The following is a 14,005-nucleotide window of genomic DNA, read 5'->3' as shown; positions in this document are numbered from 1 at the left end:
ATGAATCAATTAGTTGTACTGCTGATTGAGCCAATCGCGATAAGAGCCGCTGACTACGCCCTCAACCCAACTGGGATTATCTAAATACCATTGCACCGTTTTACGAATACCGGTATCAAAGGTTTCAGCAGGCCGCCAACCCAGCTCACGTTCAACTTTGCTTGCATCAATTGCGTAGCGGCGATCATGCCCAGGACGATCTTTGACAAAACTAATTTGCTCGGCATAACTCTTCCCATCAGCACGGGGTTTGAGCTCGTCCAGAATATGGCAAATCGTTTTTACTACGTCAATATTGGCTTTTTCATTCCAGCCGCCAATATTGTAGGTCTCACCCAATTTGCCATTTGCTAACACCTCTCTAATAGCAGCACAATGATCACCAACATACAGCCAATCCCGCACCTGCTGACCATCGCCATAGATTGGCAAAGGCTTGCTATTGAGGGCATTTAAGATAACAAGAGGAATCAATTTCTCTGGGAAGTGATAGGGCCCATAGTTATTTGAGCAATTGGTTGTTACCGCTGGGAATCCGTAGGTATGAAACCATGCCCGCACCAAATGATCAGAGGCCGCCTTTGATGCAGAGTAAGGGCTATTTGGCTCATAAGAATTTTTTTCCGTAAAAGCAGGATCTGTTACTGAGAGTGATCCGTACACTTCATCAGTCGATACATGATGAAAACGAAAGCCCTCTTTTTCTTTGCCCTCAAGAGTTTTCCAATATTCACGAGCGCATTCCAATAAATTGAATGTACCAACAATATTGGTTTGCACAAATTCAGCGGGGCCATGAATCGAGCGATCTACGTGACTTTCAGCTGCAAAGTTCACTATAGCCCTTGGCCGATATTTGAGGAGCAATTTAGTAACCAGTTCTTTATCGGCAATATCGCCATGGATAAATATATGGCGAGCATCTGATTTCAAATGGTCTAAAGTAGCTAAGTTACCTGCATAGGTTAACTTGTCAAGATTAACAATACCTTCAGAGGCTGGATTTGCTAGCCAATCCAAAACAAAGTTGCCCCCAATAAACCCTGCGCCGCCAGTTACTAAAATCATTAAAAACCTTATTATTTGATCTGCCCTAGATTATCATCGCTTATAGCCATGAAATCCCTTATTTATCTATAAACCTATGATTTTAAAACAAATTAGCTCGATCCTATGCGCAAAATAGTTCTTTTTCGTATCAGCAGCAAGGGATATCCAAAAGTCAAGGTTGAAGGAATTAATAAATTTGACTCCCTAAATAATCTGACCAAGATTTTTAAAGACTGGGAGTTTATCTGCGTTGCAGATAACTGTGATGAAGCCCTACTATCTCGATTAAGGTCAGACTATCGATTTGATCAGCTTATCGAAACCCAACTAGGCAACCCAGGTTCTTTCTGGAAACTCTATGAGCTTGCTTTGGAATTCGCTAAAGATGAAGATATTTTTTATTTTGCAGAAGATGATTACCTCCATCTACCTGAAGCATCAATGGCGATTGAAGAAGGCTTGCAGTATTTTGATTACGTCACGCTCTACGATCACTCTGATAAATACAAGGTTGCTGGAATGCCCATGAATCCCTACGCCAAGGCGAATCGATATTCTGAATCTACAGAAATCGTGAAGGGGGCAACCCAAATCTGGAGAACCTCTAATTCCACCACCATGACTTTTGCGGTTACCGGAAAAACTCTAAAAGCCGATGCTGATATTTGGTCAATCACAAAAACTGCTAAGAAAGATTTTGACTTTGATAACTTCTGCGTCATTACCAAGCAACCATTACTCCCCAAGTCACGATTTATTAGGCAAATTCCGCGTCGTCTACAGTTTTGGTCTAAACCAAAGCGGTACTTAGGGGTCTGCATTCCAGGGCTTTCCTTGCACCTAGAGCAGGGTTATCTAAATCCTACGGATCCAATGCGCTTTCTTTCGGAGTTTTCTAAGCAGTGAATCCAGCCTCAAAAATACCTTTGCTTCTAGATGCATTTCTCTTCTACAACGAGTTAGATCTTTTAAAGGCTCGTCTCGAATACCTCGGAAATACAGTTGATTACTTCATCATCTGTGAAGCAAATATTGACTTTTCTGGCAAGGAAAAGAGGTTCTTACTGAGCGATGAATTCATTGCAACCCTTCCTTTTGCAGAAAAGATTATTTACCATCGCGAGCACATCAATCTTAATTCCTTCGAATGGTTAATTAAGCGATTACGCTATAGAAACCGTAAAAATCGTTTGTTATGGAAGATTCAAGATGCGCAACGCAATTCAACCCTAAGACCACTCAATCGTTTTGAACCAACGGATATTGTGATCTTTAGCGACCTGGATGAATTTCCAAATGAGAAAGCGATTACTGAAGCTGTTGGCGCTCTGAGCAATCCTGGTGCTTTAAAAAATAAGCTTTGCTTTAGTTGTGAGCAACTTTTTTTCTACTACAACATTAAAAATGCTGCCCCAGAAGATCAGTTTTATGGCTCTATTTTTGCAAACCTGGGGACACTTCAACAACTGTTACCGCATAAACTAAGAAGTCATAAAGATGATCTGAAGCACATCACAAATGCTGGCTGGCACTTCTCATACTTTATGGATGAGGGCAAAATTATGGCCAAAATTATGGCAATCAGTGATGTCGAAAACCTAAGTCAATACAAAAATTTATCCAAAGAGGAAATTCAGCAAAAGATTCTCTCTGGCACAGATTTATATGACCGGAAAACGAAGTTAAGCAATAAAGAACAGAATCAATTGCCAGAATCCGTTCTTAAGCCACTAAAAAAATACCTACCTAATTGCGTATAGATTTATTTGCAAAAAATTGGGTAGTTGAATTTCGTATCAAACGATTTAGCATTCGGTACATACTGGGCAAATCTAATCGTTTTTTCCAATGGGCATCTAGCCGCGCATACTCCTTAAAAAACTCAAAGATACCAGGATACCGAGGTATGGAATATTTCTGACAATACCAACTGAAAGCCCTTTCAATTGCAAATTCTCTTGTGGCTATATCTGCAGAAGAATACTTTTTTTTACTATCATTTAATGCATGGATTCTGTAGCCAATACCCAAAGAGGGCAAATGAATTTTTTTTGCACCCAAGATAGATGATGCATAGATAATTAAATTATCAGCCCAAAAACTTTTATCCTGAAAATATGGATAAGGGAAAATCTTCTTGTAGAGGTCTGACGATAATGAAATACATGAAGTTGGATTTCCAATCCAGCACCCTCTGGATCTAACCAGCGCAGAAGTCGAAGATAAGAAACCCGCAGACTCATTACTTCTAACCGAAGATAAAAGGGTAGATACTTTACTGTTAAATTTTTGCTGCTCACAAAATGCAAAATCCCATGAGCTAGAACCAATCAACGATATTGTTTTCTCCAAGTAATCAAAAGGATAAACATCATCCCCATCAAGTAGAAATATTTGCGAATTATCCGCAAGAAGAGGCAACACTGCATTAAATGTTGAAAATTGGCCCTCATTTTCTTTTTGAACTAATTTCAAATTAGGGCGTCTGGAGGAAAATTCCTCAATGATTTTTAAGGAATAGTCTGTAGATCCATCATCAACCACCAGCACCTCATCAAATGGATGCGATTGAGAATAAACAGAATCCAAACACTCGCGAATATATAACTCGTTGTTATAGTTGTTGATGAAGCAAATATTTCTAAACATATACTCAGGAAATCGAATTTACTCTAAAACGGGATCGGATATATTTTTTTAGCGACTTTAATGCTAGAAACTCTTTAGTCGGCCAGCTTGTCAATAGCTTATTTACTTCCATTGTTAATACAGCCTTACTACCCGGCATTGGTTGAGCATAGTTATTTGGCAAGTGATGGATAAGACAGCGTGTATCAATTTTTAAGTCGTTCAATGCGTAAGGAATGAGATTTCTAGTGGTATATCCTTTAGGGACATTTAAAAATGTCACCCCCTGTGCAGCTTTCTCCTGGATTCCCCAAACACCAAAATTAGGATTATAAGAGGGGCCCTGAAAATGCTCCTGCATAAGCATACGATCTAGTAAGTACATTCCTTGATATAGCTCTGGGAAATTAATAAATCCTAAATTCTCTTGCACCTTGATCCTTGGTAAAGCATAAATGAAAAAAGGTTTTGGGCAATCGGAGCTGTACCATTGATGGTCATTTGCCTTTTTTTCCACACGCAGGAAGGATGGGATTAAGGAATAGGGTCGCAATAACTCTCTACTCTCTAGCCAGTAAAGGATATTTTCTTTGGTGATCAGAGTGTCATCCTCCAAATACATAAAGTGGGTAAATGACTCATCCTTGAGCAGTTCCTTGAAGACCGCAAAGTGTGCCCAGGTCAACAGTAATGGGTGACCTAAAGTATCAGGGGTAAATATTTGATATTCAAACCCTTTGCCAGAAATAACAGAGTTGAGTTTCCCCAACTCTTTCGCATCTGAGGTATTAGTGACAATGGTTACCAATACCTCAGACCCCAGACTAGCAAATTCCTTAGTGACCCTATCTAAATAAATAAGTCTAGATTCATTGAAATGGCAACAAACAGCTATTGCTAACTTTTTGGGTAGGCTTTGATCTAATTTCATAAATCTAAATAATATTTAGGACTGGATTCTTCGTGTGCTTTTGGAGAGATGGCAACGATAGTTGCTGAAAATGCTAGAAAAAATAGGGTTGCTTCGAAATATTGCTTATATGAAATCTCAGCAATTAAACCAAATGGAACCAGCATCAGACAGTATATTGCGGTCATCAGCGAAAGGTCGTTACTTTGTCTCACCCCATAATAAATGATCAAAATCAAAGCCAAAAATATTAGAATCAATCCGGGAATCCCAAAGGCTAAACCAAAATCTATCCAGCCGCTGTGCACTTGACCTCCGTGCTCATGATAAATATTTGCATAGGATTGCAGACGGTTGAAGGATTGATTAATAGATCCATAGCCCAATGGATACTCGCCTATCAATCGAACCCCTACTGCACCCCATGAGAAGCGTGAATAGGTATTCATGACTGCTGGGATACCTAATGAATTCAAGGGAGGCTCCACGGTTCCCTCACCTCGCTGCCACTGAGTATTTTTATCAATATCGATAGCTACTTTTACGTCTTCGAAAATTGTGTCCCAGCCTCCAAATGCAAATGATTTATGTCCCTGCCAAACTAGAGCCATTAAAAGTAACATTAGGGCCAACACTGTCAACGCAACTTTTTTGGAATTCCTATAACTAAGACAAGCTTTAACTAAAATAATTAGTGAAAGTAAAATGCAAAGACTGAGACTAATAGCTATGCCATTTTTGGTATTTGCAACTAAGTCTGAGAGCACTACAAGAGCAATTCCTAAAAAATAAAGCGCTATCTGCAGATGATCTTTATTTCTATTTTTAGTAAATAATAAGTGGACAAGATTGGCTACTGCAACTGCTGTTGCTATTGCCCCAAAATAGGCAGTCTCAATTTTGGCGAAATAGAATTGGAAAAAATCGATTGGCTTAACAAATCCGCCGACTTGTATACATGCAACTACGTAACTAACAAGATTGAAAAATGGCACTGCAAAAATACTTACATAAAAATATTTACGCAAATGAGTGTGCTTACTAAGGGCAGTTGCAAAGCCTATTGCCATAATGCAACCTGCAAGACTTCTAAGCCATAAACCCTTTATTTCGCTCAGCTCCAGCTCGGAGTTTAAAGAGAAAAAGCAATAATGAATTCCAACCCAAAAAAACAATGCGGCAATTGCACCCAGAGGGATTAAATTGAATCTTGGCTGAATTAATTGCGCCCAATTCTTCCTAATTAAGAAAATACCGGCGATGCACCCAATACAGAGCAAGACATGTCTAAGAACAATTGTTCCCGGCAAAACCCATATACAAAGTAGAGCGCATACGCTAGCTACTGAAATATTAGCTAATTGTTTTTCGGTAATATTCATAGATAGTTATTAGCTATTTGCCACCATTTTAGTTTGATGTAGTGCTTACGCATTTTCCATTTAAAGCGTACCTTATTAGCGATCTCTTTTGCGATTCTCAATCTACCCTCTTGCTGAAGATGCGCCACTAAATCATAGGCATCAAGGCCATTTAAGTAATTCTCTGGAAGGGCATCGATAAAGGTGCTTAAAGCTTGATCACTTAATACCCTGCCAAAATTAAAGAATCCATGAAAACCAAAAGCTTTATGCCATGGTGAACGTTCAACTGAAAATTGTTCAGCAAGATTTACAGGCGCAATCTGGACGCCATACTCTTTTTCTAGAAATGTCCTGTTATCTACGCAGATACAATAATCTTCTGGATGACGCTTGATAAATCCCGGTTTTTTAATAGCTTGTAGCAACTTTAGTGAGCGCAATGAAAAACCACCGTTACCCACGGGGCTCTGAGGGTGGTGAGGCCATACAGCCCCAATATAGTCATAAGCAAGAAACTCATCCGTCCATTGCTCTGGATGAATCACAAAGCTATCCCACTGAATCACTAAAACGTGCGTACCTACGACGTATTGATCTAAATCCGTCAATAAGAGTTCGGAGTAATCTTTCGTAGTTCTGATTTGAGGGGCCTGAACATACTCAATATCTGGCCTTCTATTTCTTAGATTTTTAAGATCAGTAATTAATACAATCTTAGCAAACTGGGTGCCACTCAAGCATTGATCAATGGCCCAATGCGCTAACTGTGGATCGCGTGTTTCTACACATAGCAAAGTAACGTTAGGTAAATTCAGCATTGCTTGCTATTTAGAGTGAATCAATTAAATAAAACCTAGAAGCAGAGAGAGCTTAAATTGAATTTTCTTGAGGACACGTTTGACTGACCTCCACACCATAGAAGCAAGGCTCTTATTAGAGGGCCCATAATCCCCCCAACTCTCCCAGTTAGACTGATAGACAACCCCCAAGTAATCATGAGCCAGGATATCCTCCTTGTAGCCCAAAACTTGGTCAGCCCACAGCTGATGCTCATAGTGATAATGCATAAACAGTTGCTCACGTGGATAAATGGGGATAGCTCGGAAATTGATGAGAGATTCACCATACCAGGTAAATTCTGAGCCACAGAGCAAAACAGCATCTAGGAAATTCATGCCATTTGGGGTCAAGTAGTTATTATCTAGGGACTCCCAAACCTTCCGGCTCCATAAAAAAGGAGCATAGCCAAAATCATAAGTGATGCCCCTTCGACCCAAGGCAGCCTTAATGGGTTCACGGTCTGCCAAGAAATGTTGCCTAATCTTTTTTGGACCAAATCGTTCAGTCGCCTGAAGGACATCACGCCCTTCATGTATGACAGAGTAAGGGATATCGCCACTAAATATAAAATCACTCTCGTCAAAATCACGAATAAAGATGCAGTCTGAATCGAGCACTAAATAGTTTTCAGAAATTCCAAGTCTCCAAAATTCAGACTTAATGACTTGCTGTCTTAGACCACCCCGAATGGAATACAACTGCTCAATACTTAACTTTGGATTTGCTTTAAAGATATCTTTTTCGTCAAAGATGATGACTTTGTAATCTTTTAGATACTCCTTAAAAAGATCGACATCTTCTAAAGGGACGGAAATGTAAAAGGGCATATTGCCCTTGTTATGCCTGCGAATACTCTCTGCAAGCTTAATCGTTCGCTTGAGATCTTTACGAAAAGTACAGCAGTACAGAACAAAATTCAACATGGTGATCTTCAAGAGTGGTGATTCAAAGAATTTACTGGGGTTTGCACAATACCTAAGATTGTAGCGACCGCTTGGTTAACGCCTATAGCTTCACCAGTTGGAGTTGGAAGATGCTTTTGCTCCCAATCCAACCAAATTCTCTCTAGCGTCATGTTGATACCCTCAAGATCTCCCTCGTGGCTCAAATAAGCACCCCTATTGGAGAGCATCTGATCAAGTTGAGGGTTATGGTGAACAATCCCCCAAATCGGACGACCCGTCCAGAGGTATTCATAGAATTTAGAGGGGATGTACTCGGCGCACCATTCATCATTACCATGCAACAAAATCAGAACATCTGCTTCTTGCATTTTTTCAACCACCCGCTCTCGTCCCGATTTGCCGGATACCGAATCCTTCTCTAGTCGACCATGCGCAAGCAGTACATCTTCAAAACCGTATTGCTTTATGGCATCAAGAGTCAGTACATCTAAAGGAGCGCCATATGCATGCACACGAATATGCCGTCCTGCGTGAGGATATTTTTTTAAAAGTGAACTAAGCGCATTGAGGATAGTTGCAAGTGAGCGATCTTTTGCTAGCGATCCAAAATGACAAAGATTGAGCGTGTCGCTATATTGATGTGCCTTGGATGTAATGATTCCACCGGGTGGATTTGCACCTGGAAGCACCGTAAATCCGCGAGCGTTTCCTTGGGTATTGAGATTGGGGTTACGTGCTTTAGCGTAATGGACTGCGCCTTCAGTGAACCACCAAACATAATCAGCATAGCGAATGATTTGCCTTTCTAAATATTGCCTAAATTGGGCATCACGATTTTTGGGTCTTTCTGAACCCGCATCAACTGGACTCTTACGGATAACCAGGGGATCATGAACTTCTACAATCCACTTTACGCCTGTTACTTTTTTTAGCCATAAGCCAGCTAAGTGAGCAGACCATGCACCTCCTGTTGAGTACACCACATCAATCTTGCCATCACGAATCAATTGGCGACCATGCGTGAACGCTGGCATCGCCCAGGACCACTGGCTTGAATAGCCCAGAAAAAACTTTTCTAGGCCAATGAAAGGGGCCAGCAGAATTGAGACGCTGCGCGTTAGCAACTTATACAAAAGGCCGCGACCATATTGATTGGCAATCCAATGCCGGAAATCAAATCGAAATGCCGCAGGTCCCCATGCTAAAAATTGACGATGAGGGAACCGCTGATCTTGAATTCCGGTAATTGCACTAAAAACAACCGGCTTAATTCCAGCTTCCAATAGGTAAGGAATCTTATCAGTGATTGTCTGACTTGCAGCTCGCCCATCCATATTAAAACCATGAGACAAAATTAACCAACGATTTTTAGTCGGCAAGGTTTCAGTGTGCTTTCTCACGCTAACTGTAATAACTTAGCTTAGTTGCCCGCTACGATAGACATGACCGCCATGCGAACAGCAATACCGAAGGTCACTTGATTCAAGATTACTGACTGAGGTCCGTCAGCAACTGCAGAGTCAATTTCAACTCCGCGATTCATTGGCCCTGGATGCATCACGATCGCATCTGACTTTGCTAAGGCTAGGCGAGCAGAGTTAAGGCCATATTGCTTGAAAAATGCATCTCCCTCGGGCACCTGACCAGCTTCCATGCGCTCTTTTTGAATGCGCAAGGTCATGACCACATCAACATCTCTAAGTCCTTCTTCCATACTATGAAAGACTTTTACTCCCAACATATTTAAATCGCTCGGCAACAAACTCTCAGGGCCAATCACGCGAATGTCTTCACAACCTAGTGTGGTCAACGCATGAATATTCGATTTAGCTACGCGACTATGCACAATATCACCAACAATTGCGACCTTTAAGCCATTGAAATTTTTCTTAAAGTGGCGCATCGTATACATATCCAACAAACCTTGGGTGGGATGCTGATTACTACCATCGCCCGCATTAATTACGTGGATATGAGAAGGTACGTGCTTAGCAATCTCAATTGGCGCCTTAGAAACACTGTGGCGAACTACAAAAATATCTGCCTGCATTGCCACCAAATTATCGATCGTATCTAAAAGACTTTCACCTTTAGCGGTAGATGAGGTGGAGATATCCAGATTAATGACATCCGCAGATAAACGTTTTGCAGCAATCTCAAATGTAGTGCGAGTGCGAGTAGAGTTCTCAAAAAAGAGATTAAATACGTTTTTGCCACGCAATAAGGGAACTTTTTTAACCTCACGAGCTGGATCTGTCACGCTGACAAACTGTTTTGCAGTATCTAGAATATGCAGAATTTGCTCTTTTGGGAGACCCTCTAATGTCAGGAGATGCGTTAACTCACCAGCAGAATTAAATTGATTTACTGAATTCATTATTCACGCTCCTCGAGCTGAAAGTTGAACTTACCAGCTGTATCTTTTTCTAAGACCAAAATCTGTTGATCTGGAACCTGAATTTCTGCTCCCACAAAATTAGCCATGATTGGTAGCTCACGTCTACCGCGATCTGCCAAAACCATCAACTCCACTTGATCTGGCCGACCAAAATCAAACAATTCATTCAGAGCCGCTCGGACGGTTCTACCCGTCAACAAGACATCGTCAATCAAAATCACTTTTGCCCCATTTACATCAAAAGGCAGCTGGGTAGGAAGTGTGCTCGCCGTTCTTAAAGCAGTCATTCCCTTTTCTGCGTAATCGTCCCGATGAAAGGCAACATTAATCACACCAAAGTGCGGCAAATTTAAATCTTGCGCTAAACGCTCAGCAATCCAAGCTCCGCCCATTGCCAATCCAGCAAGCTCAAAAGTATCGGACTGCAATCTAACGCGCAAGTTTTCTAACAGCTTCTGGTAAAGAGATTCAGCATTCATTCTTATTTCCGATGTTCTGCAAAATATTGGTCCAAGATGAGCGCAGCAGAATGCGCATCTAGATTGTCGTACATCTGGGAATCTCCCTCTAAAACTGCTGAGGTATAGCGCTCGTCCACCCAGGCTACGGGCAAATTGAAACGGCCATGGATCTGATTGCCAAAACGCTTTGCTTTCGCAGTCATCTCATGCTCAGCCCCATCAGGATGGGTAGGTAGACCCACCACGATTTGTCCTGGCTGCCACTCCTTCAAAATACTCTCAATTTCTTGAAAAAGGACATCGGCATTAGCCGCAACAATTGTTTTTAAGGCCTGACTTGCCTTTAGTTCGGTATTTCCCACTGCCACCCCTACACGACGAGTGCCGTAATCAAAAGCCACGACCGTTATTGGTCCAGCACTTGAACTAGGCATGCCCCGCCTCGCCCGAGAGATGGGAGATATCAAAGCCCAAATGACTCATCGCTTTCTCATAGCGCTGACTGTAGGGGGTGTCAAAAATAATGTCTGCCATCTGGTGTTGAGAGAGAGGTACATTGATCCAGCCATTCAGAGTAATTTCCTCTTCAAGCTGCCCAGCACTCCATCCAGCGTAACCTAAAGTCATTAAGAACTTACGGGGTCCGTTTCCTGAGGCTACAGCCTCAAGTACATCCTTAGACGTAGTCATGGTTAAACCGCCAGGAATAATGAGCGAAGAGCTATAGGACGGATTGGGATTGGATTCATGCAAGACGAAGCCACGCTCAACCTGTACTGGACCACCAAAATAGACTGGCTGATCAAATAATGGGGCAATTTCTAATTTGAGCTCTATCTTGTCAAACAAGGTTCCAAGATCCAGTTCAGTAGGTCTATTCACCACGAGACCCATTGCACCTCGTTCAGTATGTTCAAAAAGATAGATGACTGTGCCTGCAAAATTAGGGTCAACCATTCCGGGCATCGCAATCAAGAATTGATTCGCTAGATGGTCAGCAGAAAAAGAAATTGAAGACTCTGGCGAAGATCCTAGATCTGAAGCAAGGGGTGCTTTTTTGGCCGAAGTCATATGGGTCTATTTTACAGATACTCTAGATTTTTCCAGTAAGCCAATAGGCAACAATCCCCACCACTTCATGGACCAATTTATTCCAATTCTGAACACCCTCCTCTAGGTCAAATGAAGTCCATCTAAGGTGATTTGCGGTCTGATAATCAACCAATATCGGAATTACCTCAATTCCTTGCTTCTGAGCAATTTTTACAGATCGATACATGTGGCTGGCAGAAGTAATGAGTAGCCAAGGCTTGGAGTCTCCTGCTGCATTTTTTGCCCCCAACTCTTGAATCATTGGCTTCATGTAGAGCATGTTTTCATAGGTATTACGAGATTGGTTCTCATAATGGGCCATATGCTCATCTAAGCCCTGTTCTTGGGTCAATTTCTTAAAAGCATCGGCTTCGGAGAGGCCTTTTGGAGAAAGTCTTCCAGAGTAGCCACTAAAAATATACGGAACATTCGGAAATTTTCGGATTAACTCAAATGCCTTGGTCACTCTCTCCGCAGAAGAGTAAATCGATATCTCACCTCGATCTACAGCAATTTCACCGCCTTCAATTGCACCGCCCAAAATAATGATTCCCCCAATATCGCCCTCAGCTATCTGATTGATATTAGTTTTGGGATACGCATCCTCAAGCGTTCTCAACAAGAACTCTGAGGTAGGCAACCAAGCAATCACCAGAAGATCGATGAGTGCTAATACTAGGAATCGCCTACAAAGCTCTGGTTTTCGTAGAGATAAAAATAGAAGGCTAAGGACGACAAAGGCGAGAACCCAATTCAGCGGCTCTATGCAAAATTGCACCACTTTCGAGAGAGTAAAGAAGATCGTATCCATTATGAGTACCGATCTTACCCGTAGTTAGGGCCTGCACTGCCTCGAAATTAGCCCTAATATAGAGGCTATGCAAAAAGCTCTTGTTTGGCTCCGTCGTGATCTGCGTCTTTATGACAATGCGGCGCTATCTAGCGCCCTCAAAGAGGCCAAGCAAGTCTGGCTTACCTTTATCTTTGATACCGACATCCTCAAACCCCTTTTACAGGGGGAGTTCGATGCCAAAGGCTTAAAACATGATCGTCGCGTTGACTTTATTTGGCAAGGCCTAGAACAAAGTGATCAAGAACTAAGAGCGCAAGGTGGTGGCCTGATTGTGCGTTTTGGGAAGCCAGGCGTGTGCATTCCTCAAATCGCTCAAGAACTTGGAGTCAACGCAGTATTTGCCAATCGAGACTATGAGCCATCAGCTATTGCTAGAGATGATTCTATAAAGACAACTCTGAACGATCTTAATATCGATTTTGAGCAATTTAAAGACCAAGTGATTTTTGAGAAAAAAGAAATTCTCACAAACTCGAACACCGTCTTCTCAGTCTTTACGCCATATAAAAATAATTGGCTCAAAACATTACAAGAAAAAGATTTAGCAGCACATGAATGCATTCCCAAGTCAGGGCAACTTGCAGCAATCCCTAAAAAATTGGATTTGGGGCTTCCTTCCCTTGAGTCCATGGGATTTTGTGCCACAGGGATTGAAGCCTATCTACCACCAGGCTCAGAGGGTGGGCAGGCTTTTCTGGAAGACTTTCTTTCTCGAATTGATCAATACCAAATCGGCAGAGACTTTCCTGCTATCAAAGGTGTGAGTTATCTGTCCACCCATTTGCGTTTTGGCATGCTCTCGATTAGGGGCCTAGTTCGCGAAGCACATCGTCGCATGCTTGCTGGCAGTATGGGTGCAACGATTTGGTTGAGTGAGCTGATTTGGCGAGATTTTTATTTCATGATTTTAGCCAATCACCCTCGCCTTGCTCAGGGTGAATCTTTTAAGCCAGACTATGAAAAGATCGTCTGGGAGAGTGGTGCTACTGCTAAGAAATTATTTAGCGCTTGGTGCGAAGGAAAAACGGGGTATCCCCTGGTGGATGCTGCCATGCGTCAACTCAATCAAACCGGTTATATGCACAATCGCCTGCGGATGGTGGTTGCCAGTTTTTTAACGAAAGACCTCGGAGTTGACTGGCGCTGGGGTGAAGCTTATTTTGCCGAGCATCTCAATGACTTTGAGCTCTCATCCAATAATGGCGGCTGGCAATGGGCATCCTCATCAGGCTGTGATGCTCAACCCTACTTTCGCATCTTCAACCCCATTACCCAATCAGAAAAATTTGATCCTGAAGGCAAGTTCATTCGCCGCTACCTTCCACAACTAGAAAAGCTCTCTTCTAAAACCATTCATGCTCCTTGGAAGGCTGGTCACCTAGAATTAGAAGCTGCTGGGCTTGTCATCGGCAAGGACTATCCAATGCCAATTGTTGATCATGACGAAGCTCGCCAAAAAACTTTGCTACGCTACAGCGTAGTTAAAAAAATTAGCTAGCAATTC

15 protein-coding genes are annotated in these 14,005 nt (G+C 42.0%); 3 read left to right on the top strand and 12 right to left on the bottom strand.

What is annotated here, in order from left to right:
• Positions 1-9: 9 nt before the first annotated feature.
• Positions 10-1,068: a dTDP-glucose 4,6-dehydratase gene (gene rfbB / locus C2757_RS01310; protein ID WP_215375132.1), complete on the bottom strand. Its 1,059-nt coding sequence runs from the start codon at positions 1,066-1,068 to the stop codon at positions 10-12.
• A 105-nt stretch (positions 1,069-1,173) separates the two neighbouring features.
• Between rfbB and C2757_RS01305 the strand changes: the two genes are divergently transcribed.
• Both C2757_RS01305 and C2757_RS01300 read left to right on the top strand, forming a co-directional pair.
• Positions 1,174-1,956, top strand: coding sequence for a hypothetical protein (locus C2757_RS01305; RefSeq protein WP_215375129.1), 783 nt, complete (start codon positions 1,174-1,176; stop codon positions 1,954-1,956).
• Positions 1,953-2,810: a hypothetical protein gene (locus C2757_RS01300; protein WP_215375126.1), complete on the top strand. Its 858-nt coding sequence runs from the start codon at positions 1,953-1,955 to the stop codon at positions 2,808-2,810. Before C2757_RS01305 ends, C2757_RS01300 begins: the two co-directional genes overlap by 4 nt.
• On the opposite strand, the gene C2757_RS01295 is transcribed toward C2757_RS01300, so the two are convergent.
• The 11 genes from C2757_RS01295 to C2757_RS01245 all read right to left on the bottom strand — a co-directional run bounded on the left by C2757_RS01295 (position 2,797) and on the right by C2757_RS01245 (position 12,459).
• Entirely contained in the window at positions 2,797-3,699 is a 903-nt protein-coding gene (locus C2757_RS01295) for a glycosyltransferase family 2 protein (RefSeq protein WP_215375123.1), read from the bottom strand. The genes C2757_RS01300 and C2757_RS01295 overlap by 14 nt on opposite strands.
• A 4-nt stretch (positions 3,700-3,703) precedes the next feature.
• Positions 3,704-4,609: a hypothetical protein gene (locus C2757_RS01290; protein WP_215375120.1), complete on the bottom strand. Its 906-nt coding sequence runs from the start codon at positions 4,607-4,609 to the stop codon at positions 3,704-3,706.
• Positions 4,606-5,970: an O-antigen ligase family protein gene (locus C2757_RS01285; protein WP_215375117.1), complete on the bottom strand. Its 1,365-nt coding sequence runs from the start codon at positions 5,968-5,970 to the stop codon at positions 4,606-4,608. The genes C2757_RS01290 and C2757_RS01285 overlap by 4 nt, the downstream gene beginning before the upstream one ends.
• The gene (locus tag C2757_RS01280) at positions 5,967-6,770 is read right to left on the bottom strand and encodes a DUF5672 family protein (RefSeq protein WP_215375114.1); all 804 of its coding nucleotides are present in this window, start codon (positions 6,768-6,770) and stop codon (positions 5,967-5,969) included. The genes C2757_RS01285 and C2757_RS01280 overlap by 4 nt, the downstream gene beginning before the upstream one ends.
• A 24-nt stretch (positions 6,771-6,794) precedes the next feature.
• Entirely contained in the window at positions 6,795-7,715 is a 921-nt protein-coding gene (locus C2757_RS01275) for a DUF6492 family protein (RefSeq protein ID WP_215375111.1), read from the bottom strand.
• A gap of 8 nt (positions 7,716-7,723) precedes the next feature.
• Positions 7,724-9,097 carry a glycosyltransferase gene (locus tag C2757_RS01270; RefSeq protein ID WP_251366764.1) on the bottom strand — a complete coding sequence of 458 codons (1,374 nt, stop codon included), beginning with the start codon at positions 9,095-9,097 and terminating at the stop codon, positions 7,724-7,726.
• 20 nt (positions 9,098-9,117) lie between these two features.
• Entirely contained in the window at positions 9,118-10,074 is a 957-nt protein-coding gene (locus C2757_RS01265; protein WP_215375108.1) for an aspartate carbamoyltransferase catalytic subunit, read from the bottom strand.
• Complete coding sequence (gene pyrR, locus C2757_RS01260) at positions 10,074-10,574, bottom strand: bifunctional pyr operon transcriptional regulator/uracil phosphoribosyltransferase PyrR (protein WP_215375105.1); 501 nt, start codon at positions 10,572-10,574, stop codon at positions 10,074-10,076. Before pyrR ends, C2757_RS01265 begins: the two co-directional genes overlap by 1 nt.
• Before the next feature lie 2 nt (positions 10,575-10,576).
• A complete protein-coding gene (ruvX, locus tag C2757_RS01255) occupies positions 10,577-10,990 on the bottom strand; it encodes a Holliday junction resolvase RuvX (protein ID WP_215375102.1) in 414 nt (137 codons plus the stop codon).
• A complete protein-coding gene (locus tag C2757_RS01250; RefSeq protein ID WP_370623903.1) occupies positions 10,983-11,522 on the bottom strand; it encodes a YqgE/AlgH family protein in 540 nt (179 codons plus the stop codon). The genes ruvX and C2757_RS01250 overlap by 8 nt, the downstream gene beginning before the upstream one ends.
• Positions 11,523-11,649: 127 nt before the next feature.
• A complete protein-coding gene (locus C2757_RS01245) occupies positions 11,650-12,459 on the bottom strand; it encodes a YdcF family protein (protein WP_215375097.1) in 810 nt (269 codons plus the stop codon).
• A gap of 67 nt (positions 12,460-12,526) precedes the next feature.
• Here C2757_RS01245 and C2757_RS01240 point away from each other — a divergent pair, with 67 nt between their 5' ends.
• The gene (locus C2757_RS01240; protein WP_215375094.1) at positions 12,527-13,999 is read left to right on the top strand and encodes a deoxyribodipyrimidine photo-lyase; all 1,473 of its coding nucleotides are present in this window, start codon (positions 12,527-12,529) and stop codon (positions 13,997-13,999) included.
• Positions 14,000-14,005 lie beyond the last annotated feature (6 nt).

It is taken from the genome of Polynucleobacter sp. MWH-Svant-W18 (genome assembly GCF_018687495.1).
In the GTDB taxonomy this organism is placed as follows: domain Bacteria; phylum Pseudomonadota; class Gammaproteobacteria; order Burkholderiales; family Burkholderiaceae; genus Polynucleobacter.
This window is presented reverse-complemented; position numbering and strand designations above follow the sequence as displayed.